We start from the raw sequence: 14,046 nt of genomic DNA, 5'->3' as shown, positions 1-14,046 counted from the left end.
TCAGACCGCCTCCCGGGCGACGTCGGCGGCGCGCTTGTCGGCGCGCTCGCCCTGGTAGCGGGGGTGGCGCAGGCGCCCGTCCGGGGTCCACTCGGTGAAGCCGACCTGGACGACCATCTCGGGCCGCACCCAGTGCGCGCCCGGTTCGCGGATCGGGCCGGTGAAGGGGCTCGCGTCCTGCTCCATGGCGTCCAGGCGCGCTCGCAGGAGCCGCAGGGTGCGCTCGTCGTAGCCGGTGCCCACCTTCCCGGCGTAGCGCAGCGGGCCGCGCCCGTCGTGGTAGCCGACCAGGAGCGCCCCGAAGCCGGTGCGCGAGCCCTGCGGGTCGGTGAAGCCGCCGACGACGAACTCCTGGTCGCGCACGCACTTGAACTTGAGCCAGTCGCGGGAGCGGCCGCTCCGGTAGCGCGAGGCGGCGCGCTTGGCGATCAGGCCCTCCCAGCCGCGCGCGCAGGCGTCCGCGTACAGCGCCTCGCCCTCGGTGTTGCGGTGGACGGAGTACCGCAGCGGGTCGCGGTACTCGAAGGCCCGCCGCAGCAGGCCCTTGCGCTCGCGCAGCGGCACCCGGCTCAGGTCCTCGCCGCCGTAGGAGGGGAGGTCGAACAGGTAGTAGTAGACCTCGACGCCGGTGGCGGCGATGCGGGCCGCGCCGGTGAGGTGGATGCGGGCCTGGAGGCGCGCGAAGCTCGTCTGCCTCCCGTCGAAGGCGACGATCTCGCCGTCGGCGGTGAAGCGGGGCCCGCCCAGCTCGGTGAGGGCCTCCACGATCTCGGGGAAGCTCTCGTCGATGCGGCGCCCGTTGCGCGACCACAGCCGCGGCAGGCCGCCGTCGCGGACGGCGAGGGCCCGCATGCCGTCGAGCTTGCGCTCGAACACCCAGTCAGGGCTGGAGAACCGCCGCTCGGTGGGCGAGGCCAGCATCGGTTCGCGGAAGCCGTTCATGCCCGCAGGTCCCGGTTGGTGCGGCCGGTGAGGACCGATTCGAGGCGGGTCTTGGCGGGCTTGCGGCGGCGGTCGGCGCCCTCGTCGTCGACCTTGACCAGGATCCAGTCGCCGTCGCCCATGCGCGAGAGCGCGAACGCGCCGGTGAGCCGCTCGCCTTCGAGGTAGACCTTGACGTGGCCGTGCTCGACCGCGTCGGCCATCGCGATCGCCTTGCCGCGCTTCGCGGTCAGGTTCCGGTAGGTGCCGGCGTCCCACACGATCACCGTGCCGGCGCCGTACTCCGGTTCGGGGATCAGGCCCTCGAACTCGGCGTAGTCGAGCGGGTGGTCCTCGGTGCGGACGGCGAGGCGCCGGTCGTCGGGGTTGAGCGAGGGGCCCTTCGGCACCGCCCACGAGACGAGCACGCCATCGACCTCGAGCCGGAAGTCGAAGTGGAGCCGGGTGGCCTCGTGGCGCTGGACGACGAACCGGTCGGCCTTGCCGCGGCGGCGCCCGCCCCCGGGCTCACCGGACTTCCGCAAGTCCCGTTTCGCCCGATATTCTCCAAGTTTGTCCCCCCGTGCCATGGGCGCCAGATACCCGGTCACCACCGGCGGCAAACAGTTGCGCGGGCGCCGCGCGAGCCCCGCCGGGAAGGCGAGAAGATGACACATTCGCCGCCGGGCCCGGGCCCCCGGTGGCATGCTGTGACCATGCCAGGGGGGATCTGGAACGGCACCATCGCGTTCGGACTCGTGAGCATCCCGGTCAAGCTGCACACCGCGACCAGCAGCCACGACCCGGCGCTCCACCAGTACCACGCGAGCGACGCCGGGCGCATCCGCTACTGGAAGGTGTGCGAGCTCGACGACAAGGACGTGCCGCCCGAGGACATCGTCAAGGGCGTCGAGGTCGAGGGCGAGGTGGTCCTCATCGACGAGGACGACCTGGACGACCTGCCCGTCAGCTCCTCGAAGTCCGCCGAGGTCGTCGAGTTCGTCCCGGTCGAGCAGATCGACCCGATCCACTTCGAGAAGACCTACTACGCCGAGCCCGGCAAGGGCGCCGCCAAGCCGTACGTCCTGCTGCGCGAGGCCCTCGCCGAGTCCGGCAAGATCGCGATCGTCCGCATCACGCTGCGCCGCAGGGAGACCCTCGCGGCCCTGCGGCCCCGCGGCGACCTCCTGCTGGTCCACACCATGCTCTGGCCCGACGAGATCCGCCGGCCCGAGTTCGCCGGCGCCGCCGGCGAGGTGCGCGAGCAGGAGCTGGCCATGGCCGCCACCCTCATCGAGTCGATGTCCGACGACTTCCGGCCCGAGGAGTACAGCGACGCCTACCGCGAGGCCCTCGAAGCCCTCATCGCCGCGAAGTCCAAGGGCCGCAAGGCCCCCGCCAAGAAGCAGCGGGCCGAGCCCGCCGCCAAGGTCATCGACCTCGCCGACGCCCTCCAGCAGAGCCTCGACGCCCAGGGCGGCCCGAAGCGCCGGCCCGCCAAGCAAGCGGCGAAGCAGACCGCCGCCCGCAAGCGCACCGCCAAGAAGACCGCCGCCAAGAAGACCGCCGCGAAGAAGGCCGCGCGGCGCAAGAGCGCCTGAGCCTCACCCGCTCCCGACCGCCAGCACAAGCCGCCGCACCGCCATGACCAGCGCGCTCTGGGCCTCGGTCGTCGGGAGGTCGCCACCGGTCGGATCGACCCGGTGCTCCAGCGCGTCCAACGCCGCCGACAGGTCCGGGCCCTCCGCCTCGTCCTCCGGCCCCAGCAGCGCCGCCACCCGCCGCTCGCACGCGTCGGCGGCCGTCTCCAGCATCTCGGCGCAGTCCCTGCGGAAGCCGGGGTCGAGCGACGGGTCCGGGGTGTCATCGCGGCGCACGTCGTCGAGCACCTCCGCGAGCGCCCGCGCCGCCCGCACGACCCGCCGGTTCACCTCCAGCGCCCTCCCCGCCCGCTCGACCGCGTTCCTGATCCCCGCCTCGCTCCGGCGCGGGTTGAGCCGGAGCCCGTCCCGCGCATGCTGGAGCGCGCCCTCGGTGCCGCTCAGGTGCTCCTCCAGGCGCCGCACCCGCGCCGACCACGACTCGTCCCCGGCGTCGGCCTCGCCCGCGCGCAGCCGCCCGGCGAGCTCGCGCATGAGGCCCGCGGCCCCGTCCGCGTCCCGCCGGGCCCGCGCGTCCACCGTGAGCACCCGGATCGGCGGCGCGACCAGCAGGTTCACCCCCATCCCGATCGCCGCTCCCAGCGCCGTCTCCACCAGCCGGAACAGCACGAACGGCTCCTCCACGCTGTCGACCGCGATCATGAACAGGGCCGTGAACGGCACGTACTGGCCCTGGTCGTCCAGGCGCGGCCAGTAGCTCACGAGGAACGCCACCGGCACGCACACCGCGAGCGCGAGCTCCTTGCCCGGCATGAGCGCCGTCGCCGCCACCGCGACCACCACGCCGAGCGCGACAGCGGCCACCTGCCGCAGGCCCGTGAGCACCGACCAGCGCACCGTCGGGCGGACCATGCACAGCGCCGCCCACGGCGCCAGGTACGGCTGGGGGAGGTGCAGCAGGTGCGCCGCCACGAACCACGCCAGGACCGCCGCCATGCCCGCCTTGAGCGCCTGGATCGCCGTCTCGCGCGCCCACGAGCCGCGGCGCGGGACGGCGCGCGCGAAGCCCCAGGCCCCGCGCAGGTCGCGTCCCACGCCCTCGCGAATCGGATGCCGCGTCATGGCCGCAGGCATACCCCGCCCTGGAGTCCGGAACCCGGGGCGGGCCCGCAGGCCCGATGTTTGCGGCCACACGCGGCCGGGAAGTTGCGGGCATGGAATCCGATAAGCACGGTGCGCGCAAGCCGGTCATGCCCCGGGACGTCTCGCACCACGTCAGCCCGTTCGACCGGTTCGCGACCAAGGCCTCCGAGTTCGCCGCCCGGGCGCCGTTCTTCCTGCTCTGCATCCTGCTGGTGCTGATCTGGGCGCCCTCGATCATCTGGCTGCCCATGGACACCTGGCAGCTGATCATCAACACCACGACGACGATCATCACGTTCCTGCTGGTCGCCCTGCTCCAGAACACCGAGTCGCGCAACGACGCCGCGGTCCAGCACAAGCTGAACGCGCTTGCGAACGGCCTCGCCGACCTCATGGAGCACACGGCGAAGGCGGACCCCGACTCGCACGACCTGGACGACTGCCGCGAGGAACTGCGCCGCGCGGTCGGCCTCGAAACGGACGAGAGCGCTTAGCGCGCAAGGAGACGCGGCCGGCATGAGGTGCCGGCCGCGTCTCCTTGCGGCGTGGTCTTGCGGCGTTGTCGTGCGGCGTCTTCCTGCGGCGTCGCCGTGCCGCGGGTCAGGCGGTGCGGCGGGCGCCGCGCGAGAAGACCGCGCCGAGCGCGAGCATCCCGACGGCCAGGCCCAGGTGGAGCCAGTTGTCGGCGTCGTTGAGCGGCACGAAGTTCGCCGCCGAGTCGAAGTCGATGAACAGCCCGTAGAGCCACAGCACGAAGTAGATCGCGCCGCCGACGAGCAGATACGTGACCGACCCGCTCACCGTGCGGACCATGAGGAAGCCCACGATCCCGAACAGCAGGTGCACGAGGTTGTGCAGGACCGACACCTGGAAGACCCCCAGGAGGGCCGCCTCCGAGTGGTGCCCCGCGAACGCGAGCGAGTCGTAGTCGGACGTGACGCCGGGGACGAACCCCAGCAGGCCGACCAGCAGGAAGACGAGGGCGATCACCATCGTCACGATCTGCACCGGCGCGCGCCCGCGTCCCGAATAATCGTCTGAGTCACCCATGTCGGGCCTCCTTCTCCGTTGATCGAGGGAATGGAGAACTACCCGTTTCCCGCGGTTCCACTCCAGACGGCGGTCCGCGGGCCCCGCGGACCGCGCCGGAGTTTCGCCGGCGGCCCCCGCGGGCACCTGCCAAGGGCCGAACCGGACCCGATCCCACGAGGAGGGCCATGCATCCGCTCTGGTACCGCAACGCCGTCGTCTACGCGATGGACCCGGCCATGTTCCGCGACTCCGACGGCGACGGCTGGGGGGACATCCGCGGCATCACCAACCGGCTCGAGCACCTGCGCGGGCTCGGCGCCACCTGCCTGTGGCTCCTGCCGTTCTACCCCTCGCCGTTCAAGGACGGCGGCTACGACGTCTCCGACCACCTCTCGGTCGACCCGCGCCTGGGGACCCTCCCGGACGTGGTCGAGCTGCTGGAGCAGGCCGAGGAGGCCGGCATCCGCGTCATCTTCGACCTGGTCGTCCAGCACACCTCCGACCAGCACCCCTGGTTCCAGCAGGCCCGCTCGGACCGCGACTCGCCCTACCGCGACTACTACATCTGGTCCGACGAGCCGCGCGACGACGGCCTCAAACCGGTGTTCCCCACCGTCGAGGACTCCATCTGGACGTGGGACGAGGAGGCCGGCCAGTACTACCGGCACGTGTTCTACTCGCATGAGCCCGACCTGAACACCGCCAACCCCGCCGTGCGCGCCGAGATCCGCCGCGTCATGGCGTTCTGGCTGCGCCTGGGCGTCTCCGGCTTCCGCGTGGACGCCGTGCCCTACATGGTCCACCAGGCCGCCCAGGCCGAGGAGTACGAGGAGGGCGCCGACTTCCTGCGCGAGATGCGCGAGTTCGTGTCCCTGCGCCACCCCGAGGCCGTGCTCATCGGCGAGGTCGACGTCCCCATCGACGCGTACGGGGACTACTTCCTCGACGGCGACGGCCTCACCATGCTCCTCAACTTCTGGCTCAACAACCACGTCTTCCTCGCCCTCGCCCGCGGCGAGGCCGAACCGGTCCACCGGGCCCTCGCCGAGCAGCCGCAGCCGCCGCGCCAGAGCCAGTTCGCGAACTGGCTGCGCAACCACGACGAGCTCGACCTCGAACGCCTCACCGAAGCCGAGCGCCAGGAGGTCATGGAGGTCTTCGCCCCCGACGAGGACATGCGCGCCTACGGGCGCGGCATCCGCCGCCGCGTCGCCCCCATGCTCGGCGGCGACCACCGGCGCATCGCCGCCGCCCACGCGCTCCTGCTGTCGCTGCCGGGCACCCCCGTGCTCCAGTACGGCGACGAGATCGGCATGGGCGACGACCTCTCGCGCCGCGAGCGCCTGAGCGTGCGCATCCCCATGCAGTGGACCGCCGACGAGCACGGCGGCTTCTCCTCGGCCCCGAAGGACCGGCTCGTCGCCGAGCCCGTGCGCGAGGGCCCCTTCGGCTACGAGGAGGTCAACGTGTACGACCAGCACCGCAGCCCCGGCGGCGGCCTCCTCGCGCGCGTCGGCGACCTCGTGCGGACCCGCTTGGGGCTCACCGAGATCGGCTACGGCACGCACCGCGTCCTGGAGACCGGCAGCCCTTCGGTGGTGGCCCTGCGCCACGACGACGACCGCGACGGCACCGTCGTCACGCTCGTCAACCTCTCCGCCGACGAGGTCGAGGTCCGCATCCCCGACGACGACCTCGACGACCTCGTGGACGTCCTCACCGACGGCGACTACCCGCCCGAGGAGGACGACCTGCCGGTCCTCAAGCTCGCCGGGTACGGCTACCGCTGGCTGCGGCCCCGCCCGCACGTCTTCAAGTGAGGAGTGTCCACCATGGAGATCGGCTACCACGCCTCGCACGAGCAGTTCCCGCCCGCGCGCCTCGCCGCCTGCGCCGCCGCGGCCGAGGCCGCCGGCTTCGACGCGGTCCTCTCCTCCGACCACTTCGCGCCCTGGAGCGCCGACCAGGACGAGTCCGCCTACGCCTGGACCTGGCTCGGCGCCGCCATGGCCGCCACCAGCGTCCCCTTCGGCATCGTGACCGCCCCCGGCAACCGCTACCACCCCGCGGTCACCGCCCAGGCCATCGCCACCGTCGAAGCGCTCTTCCCCGGCCGCTTCACCCCGGCCCTCGGCAGCGGCCAGGCCCTCAACGAGCACGTCACCGGGGCCCTGTGGCCGCGCAAGCCCGAGCGCAACGCGCGCCTGGCCGAATGCGCCGACGTCATCCGCCGCCTCCTCGACGGCGAGACCGTCGACCACGACGGCCGTGTCACCGTGCGCGCCGCCCGCCTCTACACCCGCCCCGAGACGCCGCCGCCGCTGTTCGCCGCCGCGCTTTCCCCGGCCACCGCCCGCGAGGTCGCCGCCTGGGCCGACGGGCTCATCACCGTCAACGCCCCCGAAGCGCACCTGCGGAAGGTGATCGACGCGTTCACCGAGGGCGGCGGCGAGGGCAAGCCCCTCCACCTCCAGGTCCACCTCTCCTGGGACCCCGACGAGGACCGCGCCCGCGCCCAGGCGCTCGCCCAGTGGCGCTTCGTGGCCCTCCCCGCCGCGCTCAACCAGGAGCTCGAACTGCCCGAGCAGTTCGACGCCGCCTGCGCGCACGTCCCGGCCGACGCCCTCGAACCCGGCGTCCACATCGGCGCCGACCTCGGCCGCCACGCCGAGGTGCTCGCCTCCTACGCCGACCTCGGCTTCTCGCGGCTCTACCTCCACCAGGTCGGGCCCGGCCAGGAGCGGTTCATCGACGCCTTCGGCGAGCACGTGCTGCCCTGCCTCGCCGTTTGATCCCGACCGGCCGGGGAACTATGGCGCCGTGAAGTGGAATCGGATCGCCGCGCTGGCGGTCTGCTGCGGCGCCCTCGCCGCCTGCGGCTCCCAGCGCGCGGACGACGCCTCGGCCGCGGCCGAGGCGTTCCTGACCGCGCTCGCCGACGGCGACGCGGCCGCGGTCTGCGCGGCGCTCGCGCCCGAGACCGCCCAGGCGCTCGCCTCCTCGGAGGACCAGACGTGCGAGCAGGCCGTCGCCGCCCTCGACCTGCCGACCGGGACGGTCGGCGAGACCGACGTGTGGGGCGACCGCGCGCAGGTCCGCACCGGCACCGACGTGCTCTTCCTCGCCGAGCTCGACGAGGGCTGGAAGGTCGTCGCGGCCGGGTGCGAGCCGCAGGGCGAGCGCCCCTACGAGTGCGAGGTGAGCGCATGAAGAGGACCATGTTCACGCTGTGCCTGGTCGTCACGCTCGCCGGCCTCGCGTACTTCATCGCCCTGGGACTGATGCACCGGTGAGGAGGACGGGATGAGACGTGCACTGCGCGACAACGGCTTGAGCATCGGCTTCGGGCTGCTGTTCCTCGCCGCCCTGGTCGGCCAGGCGTTCGCGGGCCGCGCGGCCTTCAACGAGCGCCAGCTCGCCGACTCGGGCCGGCAGTTGACGTTGCTGGAGTACGTGACCTCCAGTGACTTCGCCGTCGACGTCGCCGAGAACTGGCAGTCGGAGTACCTCCAGTTCCTCCTGTTCGTGCTCGCCACCGTCTGGCTCGTGCAGCGCGGCTCGAACGAGTCCAAGCTCGTGGAGAACGCCGGCACCGAGTCCGACGAGCAGCAGAAGGTCGGCAAGCACGCCGAACCGGACTCCCCGGAGTGGGCCCGCACCGGCGGCTGGCGAACCGCGGTCTTCTCCACCTCGCTCGGCGTGGTCATGGGCGTCCTGTTCGCGTTGTCGTGGCTCGCGCAGTCGATCGCCGGGCGCAGTGCCTTCAACGCCGAGCGCCTGGCGCAGTTCCAGGACCCGCTGACGTGGTTCGGCTACGTCGGCAGCGCCGACTTCTGGAACCGGACCCTCCAGAACTGGCAGTCGGAGTTCCTGGCGATGGTCTCGATCGTCGTGCTCAGCATCTACCTGCGCCAGCGCGGGTCGCCCGAGTCGAAGCCGGTCGGCGCGCCGCACGACGCGACGCAGGAGTCCGGCTGAACGCGGAGCGCCCGCGGTCCGGCCGGACCGCGGGCGCCGCGCGTTCAGGTCAGCCGGCGAGGCGCCGGGCGAGCAGGGCCTTGCCCTCTTCGGCGCCCTTGCGGCTCGCGGCCTGCGCGCGCTGGAAGAACTCCACCAGTTCGGTGTCGCCGGCGCGCTCGGCGTCGGCGATGTAGGTCTCCAGCCGGAGTGCGTTGCTCAGGCACGCCTCCGTGAACCAGATGATGTTGTAGTCCTTGTCAGCCGTGCCCGTGACGTGCCCGGTCTCTCCACTGCTGCCCATCAGCCCCCCTTTGGCCGTTCGGTTGCGCTTGCGCCGGAGGTGTACCCGCTCGCGCGGCCACGACACGTCAGGAGTCGCGCGGCGCGCCGAAGCGGGCCACGCAGTGCCACACCCGCTTGAGGGCCTCGCCGTCGTGGCGGCCGCCGCGGTCGGCGTCGCCGATGACGCGCGGGTCGAGGACGCCGCCGACGGCGATCGCCTTGCCCAACTCGACGTACTCGCGGCCCCGGTAGTCATGGTGGCGTTCGAGTTCGGCGACCGAGAGCCGGAATCCCCGGTGCCATTCGAGGGGGCAGCCGAGCTTGCGGGCGGCGGCCTCGACGGGCGTGTCCCGGTAGCAGGGGTCCAGGACCAGGGCCTCGACGTCGCGGTCGATGCGGACCGGGCCGTGGACCTGCGCCTCGATGTAGTGGTCGAGGTCGTCCTGGACGTCCCCGAGGGCGGTGCCGATGAGGCCCATGCGGTCCGCGACGCCGAAGTCGTCGGGGTCGAGGAAGCTGTCCGGGTAGCAGAACGTGGTGCGCGCCAGCGTGTCGGCGTTGAGACGCAGGAACGAGGACCCGAACCGGGGCGCGCCGCCGACCTCCTTCTGCCGGAAGTTGAGCGCCCCGTACACGGGCCGCTCGTGGTCGGGCGCGTCGTCGTAGGCGCCGTCGAAGATGCGGCTCTCCCACGCCTGCCGGTCGCCGCTGGGGTCGGCGGTCACGCCGCCGTCGCCGATGCCGGTGACGAACTGCGAGCGGTAGACGCCGTCCTCCGCGACCGCCTCCAGGATCGGGGTGCCGTCCAGCGACCGGTCCGGATGGAAGTTGAGCGTCACGCGCAGCTCCGGCGGGATCGGCGGCCCGGACGACAGGCTCGCGACATGCCGGATGGCCCGCTCCTGCGGCGTGGGTGCGTTCATCCCCCCAGTCTCGCGGAGCGCGGGCTCCGATGCGGGCCGGTTCGCCCGCTTCGGTCCGGGCATGGCGCACCTCCTCGTGTACGGGCCGGGCCGGGCGGGTAACCGGAAACGATGAACACGAACCACGCCGACCTCACCTCGTACTGGCTGGCCTCGGCCCCGGCCCCCGAGCACCCGCGGCTGCCCGACGGCCTCGAAGTGGACGTCGCCGTCGTCGGCGGCGGGATCGCGGGGCTGTGCACCGCGCACGGCCTGGCCCGCGCGGGCCTCTCGGTCGCAGTGGTCGAGGCCGACCGGATCGCCGCCGGCGTCACCGGCCACACCACCGCGAAGCTCTCCGCCCAGCACAACCAGGTCTACGCGCACCTCAAGGACGCCTTCGGCGCCGACGCGGCGCGCGACTACGCGACGGCGCAGACCGAGGCGATCGCGCACCTCCGCGCCGACGTCCAGGAGCTCGGCGTCGACTGCGACCTCGAGACCGCGCCGTCGTTCGTCTACTGCGAGTCCGAGGAAGGGGTCGCGGCCCTCAAGGCCGAGGCCGACGCGGCCCGCGAGGCCGGGCTCGACGCGTCGTTCACGGTCGAGACGGGCCTGCCGTTCCCGGTGGCGGGCGCGGTCCGCGTCGAGGACCAGGCCCAGTTCCACCCGCGCCGCTACCTGCTCGCCGTCGCCGAGGACCTCCTCGCCCGCGGCGGCCGGATCTTCGAGCACTCCCGGATCGTCGACGTCGAAGCCGACGGCGACGGGCAGCGCCTCACGACCGAAGGCGGCGCCGCGCTGCGCTCCCGCTGGGCCGTCATCGCCACCCACTACCCGACCGTGAACCGGGTGCGGCTCTTCTCGCGGCTCAAGCCGCGCCGCGAACTCGTCGTGGCCGCGCCGGTCCCCGCGACCGCGGACCCCGCCGGCATGTACATCACCTCCGAGGACGGCACCCGCTCGGTGCGCACCGCCCCGTTCGCGGAGGGCTCGCGGCTCCTCATCGTCACCGGCGAGCAGTTCACCCCCGGCGACCCCGGCACCGCCGAGCGGTACGCCCGGCTCGAAGCGTGGGCCGCGGACCGCTTCGGCGCCAAGGACTTCGCGTACCGGTGGGCCGCCCAGGACAACGGCACCCCCGACAAGGTCCCGTTCGTCGGCCCCATGCCCGGCGGCGACGGCCTCTTCGTCGCCACCGGGTTCGGCGGCTGGGGCATGAGCAACGGGGTCGCCGCCGCGCGGCTCCTCACCGGCCTCATCACCGAGACGCCCCCGGCCTGGGCCGGCCTGTTCGACCCCACGCGCCTCCACCTCGCCAAGGAGGCCGGGCCGATCGCGTCCAACCAGAAGACCGTCATGGCCCACCTCGTCGGCGACCGCCTCACGCCCGCGCCCGCGCACTCGCCCGACGAGCTCGCGCCCGGCCAGGGCGCCGTCGTCCGCGTCGACGGGCACCTGCGCGCGGTCTACCGCGACGACGCCGGCGACCTCCACACCCGCTCCGCCACGTGCACCCACATGGGCTGCGTCGTCGGCTTCAACGACGCCGAGCGGACCTGGGAGTGCCCCTGCCACGGCTCCCGCTTCGACACGGACGGCGCCGTCCTCCAGGGCCCGGCCCTCGCGCCCCTCCGCGACGAGTCCGTCTGACCGTCCTCACAGGACCTCCTTGAGGAACGCCTCCAGCGCCGCCGCCACCTCGCCGGGGGCCTCCTCCGCCATGTGGTGCCCCGAGTCGACGACCGCCGAGCGCACCGGGCCCGCGCACCAGGGCTCCCACACCGCGGCCGGGTCCCCGTACAGCGCCGCCGTGTCGTCGTAGCACGACCACACCGTCTGCACCGGCGCCCGCACCCGCCGGCCCGCGGCCCGGTCCGCCGCGTCGTGCTCGGGGTCCCTCGTCAGACCGGCCCGGTAGTCCTCCAGCATCGCCAGCACCGTGCGCGGATCGGACACCGCCGCCACCGCGTCGGCGTGGTTCCGCGCGCCCATCGAGGACTCGTCGAACCGGTACCACGCCAGCGGGTCGGCGTTGATCACGCGCTCGGCGTGCGGCGAGGACCCGAAGAAGAACCAGTGCCACCACCGGGACGCGAACACCGCGTCGGTGCGCTCCAGCGCCTCCAGGATCGGCACCCCGTCGCATGCCACCAGGGCCGCGACGCGATCGGGGAAGTCCATCGCGGTCCGGAACGCCACGTACGCGCCCCGGTCGTGCCCCGCGACCGCGAACCGCCCGTGCCCGAGCGCGGTCATCAGCGCCGCCACGTCGGCGGCCATCGCCCGGTCGCAGTACCGCAGGTGCGCCGCGTCCGGCTCGGGCTTCGCGGACCGCCCGTAGCCGCGCAGGTCCGGGCAGACCACGGTGAACCCCGCGGCCGCGAGCGCCGGGGCCACCCGGTGCCACGTCGTGTGCGTGCGCGGATGCCCGTGCAGGAGCACCACGGCCGGGCCGCTCCCGCCCGAGCGGCCGTGCAGCACCACCCCCGGCTGCCCCTCGACGTCCCACTCCTCGAATCCGGGGAACCACGCCCCGTCCGCTTCCTCGCTCATCGCCGCCGGATACCCAGGCCCGCGCCCGCGAAAAGTCCGGGCCCTCGCCCGCGGGAGGTACGCCGCGGCCGGCCCGTACCCCCTGCGGGGTAGGGCGATTGCCTCCTCCAGGCCGATACCCGCGCGCGAGGACGGCGGCACACTGGCCCGCATGCAACGGCGAAGCGCTTGGAGTGTGCGGTGAAGGTGTTCTTCCTGGGGTGGACGCGGTTCGTCGTCGTCCTCCTGGTCCTCCAGATCGGCTTCGCCGGCTGGGGCGCGGTGACGTCCGGCGACGAGCGCGTCATGCGCTTCATCGTCCACGCCGGCAACGGCGGCATGCTCATGCTCTGGCTCATGCTGTCGGTCGTCTTCGCGCTCATCGCCCGGCCCGGCTACAAGGCGGTCCTGCTGTGCGTCCTCTCCCTGTTCATGATCTTCATGCAGGGCGCGCTCGCCTACGGCTTCGGCACCGAAGGCGTGCGCGGCGGCATCGGCATCGCCCTGCACGCCACCAACGGCCTGGGCATCCTCACGGTCCAGCTCGTCGTCGCCCGCCTCGCCAAGCGGGCCGTCGAGGCCAGACGCGCCCAGCGCGCGGCGCAGCGAAACGAGGTCATGGCATGAACCCGATGGTCACCGCGATCCTGCGGGTGTGGACGCTCCTGCTCCTCGTCCTCCTGGTCCTCCAGTTCGCACTGGCCGGCTTCGGCGTCGGCTACGGCGGCGGGCTCGAGACCGGCTTCCGGATGCACTTCGTCAACGGCGACGTGCTCCTCTACGGCTACGCGGCCGCGGTCGTCCTCGCGCTCGCCGCGCGCGTCGGCGCGACGATCACCTGGCTGACCGCGCTGGGCGCGTTCCTGGTGCTGCTCCAGCACGGCATGGGCCTGGTGAGCGTCCCCGGCACCCTGTTCGGCCAGTCGCTGTTCCTGGTGCACGCCCTCAACGGGCTCGCGCTCATCTTCCTCACCCACCGGATCGGCGTGCTCCTGCGGCGGGCGGTGCGCGGGCGCCCGGTCAGCGCGTGACCCGGTAGCGCAGGTACACCACATTCGAGGGGAAGGTGCGGGTCGCGGTGAGCTCGAGCCCCACGAACCGCTCGTTCCGCGCGAAGAACGGGACGCCGCCGCCGACGAGCACCGGGTAGATCCGGACGATGTACTCGTCGATGAGCCCCAGGTCGGCGGCCTGCGCCGCGAGCTCGGCGCCGCCGACCGCGACCGTGCCCTCGCCGGGTTCGGCCCGCAGCCGCTCGATCTCCTCGGCCAGGCTCCCGGAGGCGAGGCGGGCGGCGTCGCCGACCTCGCTCAGCGTCCGGGAGAACACCACCTTCGGCAGCGGGTTCCACAGGTCGGCCCACACCCGCTGGTCCGCGCTCAGCTCCGCGTCATTGACGGTCTCCCAGTAGCGCATCGTCTCGTACAGCCGCCGTCCGATCACATACGTGCCGACGTGCCGCACCTCCTCGATGTGGGACCGGAACACCTCGTCGTCGGGCTCCGTCCACTGGAAACTCCCGTCCGGCCCGACGATGTAGCCGTCGAGTGAGACGTTCATCGAATAGGTCACGCTGCGCATCGCGCTCCTCTCCTCGCATCCGGCCTCGACCATACGACCGGCCTCCGACATCCCGCGCGATTCCGTGCCGGCAAGGGCTTGACACGACC

The 14,046-nt window shown here is 73.0% G+C and carries 17 protein-coding genes; 9 read left to right on the top strand and 8 right to left on the bottom strand.

Annotation, left to right across the window (positions count from 1 at the left end; all coding sequences use genetic code 11):
- Together ligD and EIW28_RS02095 are read right to left on the bottom strand one after the other, a co-directional pair.
- Entirely contained in the window at positions 1–942 is a 942-nt protein-coding gene (gene ligD / locus EIW28_RS02100; protein ID WP_125246059.1) for a non-homologous end-joining DNA ligase, read from the bottom strand.
- Entirely contained in the window at positions 939–1,511 is a 573-nt protein-coding gene (locus EIW28_RS02095; RefSeq protein ID WP_125246058.1) for a DNA polymerase ligase N-terminal domain-containing protein, read from the bottom strand. Before EIW28_RS02095 ends, ligD begins: the two co-directional genes overlap by 4 nt.
- Positions 1,512–1,637: 126 nt before the next feature.
- Here EIW28_RS02095 and ku point away from each other — a divergent pair, with 126 nt between their 5' ends.
- The gene (gene ku, locus EIW28_RS02090) at positions 1,638–2,522 is read left to right on the top strand and encodes a non-homologous end joining protein Ku (protein WP_125246057.1); all 885 of its coding nucleotides are present in this window, start codon (positions 1,638–1,640) and stop codon (positions 2,520–2,522) included.
- Between the two features lie 3 nt (positions 2,523–2,525).
- On the opposite strand, the gene EIW28_RS02085 is transcribed toward ku, so the two are convergent.
- Positions 2,526–3,644: an FUSC family protein gene (locus tag EIW28_RS02085; RefSeq protein WP_158630259.1), complete on the bottom strand. Its 1,119-nt coding sequence runs from the start codon at positions 3,642–3,644 to the stop codon at positions 2,526–2,528.
- A gap of 92 nt (positions 3,645–3,736) precedes the next feature.
- On the opposite strand from EIW28_RS02085, the gene EIW28_RS02080 reads away from it, so the two are divergent.
- Entirely contained in the window at positions 3,737–4,159 is a 423-nt protein-coding gene (locus tag EIW28_RS02080) for a low affinity iron permease family protein (protein WP_197717023.1), read from the top strand.
- Between the two features lie 106 nt (positions 4,160–4,265).
- Here the strand turns inward: EIW28_RS02080 and EIW28_RS02075 are convergent, their stop codons facing one another.
- The gene (locus EIW28_RS02075; protein ID WP_125246055.1) at positions 4,266–4,715 is read right to left on the bottom strand and encodes a DUF4383 domain-containing protein; all 450 of its coding nucleotides are present in this window, start codon (positions 4,713–4,715) and stop codon (positions 4,266–4,268) included.
- A gap of 167 nt (positions 4,716–4,882) precedes the next feature.
- Between EIW28_RS02075 and EIW28_RS02070 the strand changes: the two genes are divergently transcribed.
- The 4 genes from EIW28_RS02070 to EIW28_RS02055 all read left to right on the top strand — a co-directional run bounded on the left by EIW28_RS02070 (position 4,883) and on the right by EIW28_RS02055 (position 8,675).
- Positions 4,883–6,517, top strand: coding sequence for an alpha-amylase family protein (locus EIW28_RS02070; protein ID WP_125246054.1), 1,635 nt, complete (start codon positions 4,883–4,885; stop codon positions 6,515–6,517).
- Between the two features lie 12 nt (positions 6,518–6,529).
- Positions 6,530–7,489, top strand: coding sequence for a TIGR03885 family FMN-dependent LLM class oxidoreductase (locus tag EIW28_RS02065; protein WP_125246053.1), 960 nt, complete (start codon positions 6,530–6,532; stop codon positions 7,487–7,489).
- A 28-nt stretch (positions 7,490–7,517) separates the two neighbouring features.
- Entirely contained in the window at positions 7,518–7,907 is a 390-nt protein-coding gene (locus tag EIW28_RS02060; protein ID WP_125246052.1) for a hypothetical protein, read from the top strand.
- A 93-nt stretch (positions 7,908–8,000) separates the two neighbouring features.
- Positions 8,001–8,675, top strand: a complete 675-nt coding sequence (locus EIW28_RS02055; RefSeq protein ID WP_125246051.1) for a DUF6766 family protein — start codon at positions 8,001–8,003, stop codon at positions 8,673–8,675.
- A 49-nt stretch (positions 8,676–8,724) separates the two neighbouring features.
- On the opposite strand, the gene EIW28_RS02050 is transcribed toward EIW28_RS02055, so the two are convergent.
- Entirely contained in the window at positions 8,725–8,958 is a 234-nt protein-coding gene (locus EIW28_RS02050; protein ID WP_125246050.1) for a hypothetical protein, read from the bottom strand.
- A gap of 67 nt (positions 8,959–9,025) precedes the next feature.
- Positions 9,026–9,862, bottom strand: coding sequence for a DUF3626 domain-containing protein (locus EIW28_RS02045; protein WP_125246049.1), 837 nt, complete (start codon positions 9,860–9,862; stop codon positions 9,026–9,028).
- A 111-nt stretch (positions 9,863–9,973) separates the two neighbouring features.
- Between EIW28_RS02045 and EIW28_RS02040 the strand changes: the two genes are divergently transcribed.
- Positions 9,974–11,494: an FAD-dependent oxidoreductase gene (locus tag EIW28_RS02040; RefSeq protein ID WP_125246048.1), complete on the top strand. Its 1,521-nt coding sequence runs from the start codon at positions 9,974–9,976 to the stop codon at positions 11,492–11,494.
- A 6-nt stretch (positions 11,495–11,500) separates the two neighbouring features.
- On the opposite strand, the gene EIW28_RS02035 is transcribed toward EIW28_RS02040, so the two are convergent.
- Positions 11,501–12,397: an alpha/beta fold hydrolase gene (locus EIW28_RS02035; RefSeq protein WP_125246047.1), complete on the bottom strand. Its 897-nt coding sequence runs from the start codon at positions 12,395–12,397 to the stop codon at positions 11,501–11,503.
- A gap of 180 nt (positions 12,398–12,577) precedes the next feature.
- On the opposite strand from EIW28_RS02035, the gene EIW28_RS02030 reads away from it, so the two are divergent.
- Both EIW28_RS02030 and EIW28_RS02025 read left to right on the top strand, forming a co-directional pair.
- The gene (locus EIW28_RS02030) at positions 12,578–13,003 is read left to right on the top strand and encodes a hypothetical protein (RefSeq protein WP_125246046.1); all 426 of its coding nucleotides are present in this window, start codon (positions 12,578–12,580) and stop codon (positions 13,001–13,003) included.
- A complete protein-coding gene (locus tag EIW28_RS02025; protein WP_125246045.1) occupies positions 13,000–13,407 on the top strand; it encodes a hypothetical protein in 408 nt (135 codons plus the stop codon). Before EIW28_RS02030 ends, EIW28_RS02025 begins: the two co-directional genes overlap by 4 nt.
- Here the strand turns inward: EIW28_RS02025 and EIW28_RS02020 are convergent.
- Positions 13,397–13,957: a dihydrofolate reductase family protein gene (locus tag EIW28_RS02020; RefSeq protein ID WP_125246044.1), complete on the bottom strand. Its 561-nt coding sequence runs from the start codon at positions 13,955–13,957 to the stop codon at positions 13,397–13,399. The two genes, EIW28_RS02025 and EIW28_RS02020, sit on opposite strands and share 11 nt — an antisense overlap.
- Positions 13,958–14,046 lie beyond the last annotated feature (89 nt).

The organism is Glycomyces terrestris (assembly GCF_003933745.1).
GTDB lineage: Bacteria > Actinomycetota > Actinomycetes > Mycobacteriales > Micromonosporaceae > Glycomyces > Glycomyces terrestris.
This window is presented reverse-complemented; position numbering and strand designations above follow the sequence as displayed.

What these genes read in the sequence shown, in the direction of transcription:
- EIW28_RS02080 (WP_197717023.1), top strand. Translation starts at nt 3,737, where the DNA reads ATGGAATCCGATAAGCACGGTGCGCGCAAGCCGGTCATGCCCCGGGAC.
- EIW28_RS02095 (WP_125246058.1), bottom strand. Translation starts at nt 1,511, where the DNA reads ATGGCACGGGGGGACAAACTTGGAGAATATCGGGCGAAACGGGACTTG.
- EIW28_RS02035 (WP_125246047.1), bottom strand. Translation starts at nt 12,397, where the DNA reads ATGAGCGAGGAAGCGGACGGGGCGTGGTTCCCCGGATTCGAGGAGTGG.
- ku (WP_125246057.1), top strand. Translation starts at nt 1,638, where the DNA reads ATGCCAGGGGGGATCTGGAACGGCACCATCGCGTTCGGACTCGTGAGC.
- EIW28_RS02040 (WP_125246048.1), top strand. Translation starts at nt 9,974, where the DNA reads ATGAACACGAACCACGCCGACCTCACCTCGTACTGGCTGGCCTCGGCC.
- ligD (WP_125246059.1), bottom strand. Translation starts at nt 942, where the DNA reads ATGAACGGCTTCCGCGAACCGATGCTGGCCTCGCCCACCGAGCGGCGG.
- EIW28_RS02065 (WP_125246053.1), top strand. Translation starts at nt 6,530, where the DNA reads ATGGAGATCGGCTACCACGCCTCGCACGAGCAGTTCCCGCCCGCGCGC.
- EIW28_RS02075 (WP_125246055.1), bottom strand. Translation starts at nt 4,715, where the DNA reads ATGGGTGACTCAGACGATTATTCGGGACGCGGGCGCGCGCCGGTGCAG.
- EIW28_RS02050 (WP_125246050.1), bottom strand. Translation starts at nt 8,958, where the DNA reads ATGGGCAGCAGTGGAGAGACCGGGCACGTCACGGGCACGGCTGACAAG.
- EIW28_RS02085 (WP_158630259.1), bottom strand. Translation starts at nt 3,644, where the DNA reads ATGACGCGGCATCCGATTCGCGAGGGCGTGGGACGCGACCTGCGCGGG.
- EIW28_RS02025 (WP_125246045.1), top strand. Translation starts at nt 13,000, where the DNA reads ATGAACCCGATGGTCACCGCGATCCTGCGGGTGTGGACGCTCCTGCTC.
- EIW28_RS02055 (WP_125246051.1), top strand. Translation starts at nt 8,001, where the DNA reads ATGAGACGTGCACTGCGCGACAACGGCTTGAGCATCGGCTTCGGGCTG.
- EIW28_RS02070 (WP_125246054.1), top strand. Translation starts at nt 4,883, where the DNA reads ATGCATCCGCTCTGGTACCGCAACGCCGTCGTCTACGCGATGGACCCG.
- EIW28_RS02045 (WP_125246049.1), bottom strand. Translation starts at nt 9,862, where the DNA reads ATGAACGCACCCACGCCGCAGGAGCGGGCCATCCGGCATGTCGCGAGC.
- EIW28_RS02020 (WP_125246044.1), bottom strand. Translation starts at nt 13,957, where the DNA reads ATGCGCAGCGTGACCTATTCGATGAACGTCTCACTCGACGGCTACATC.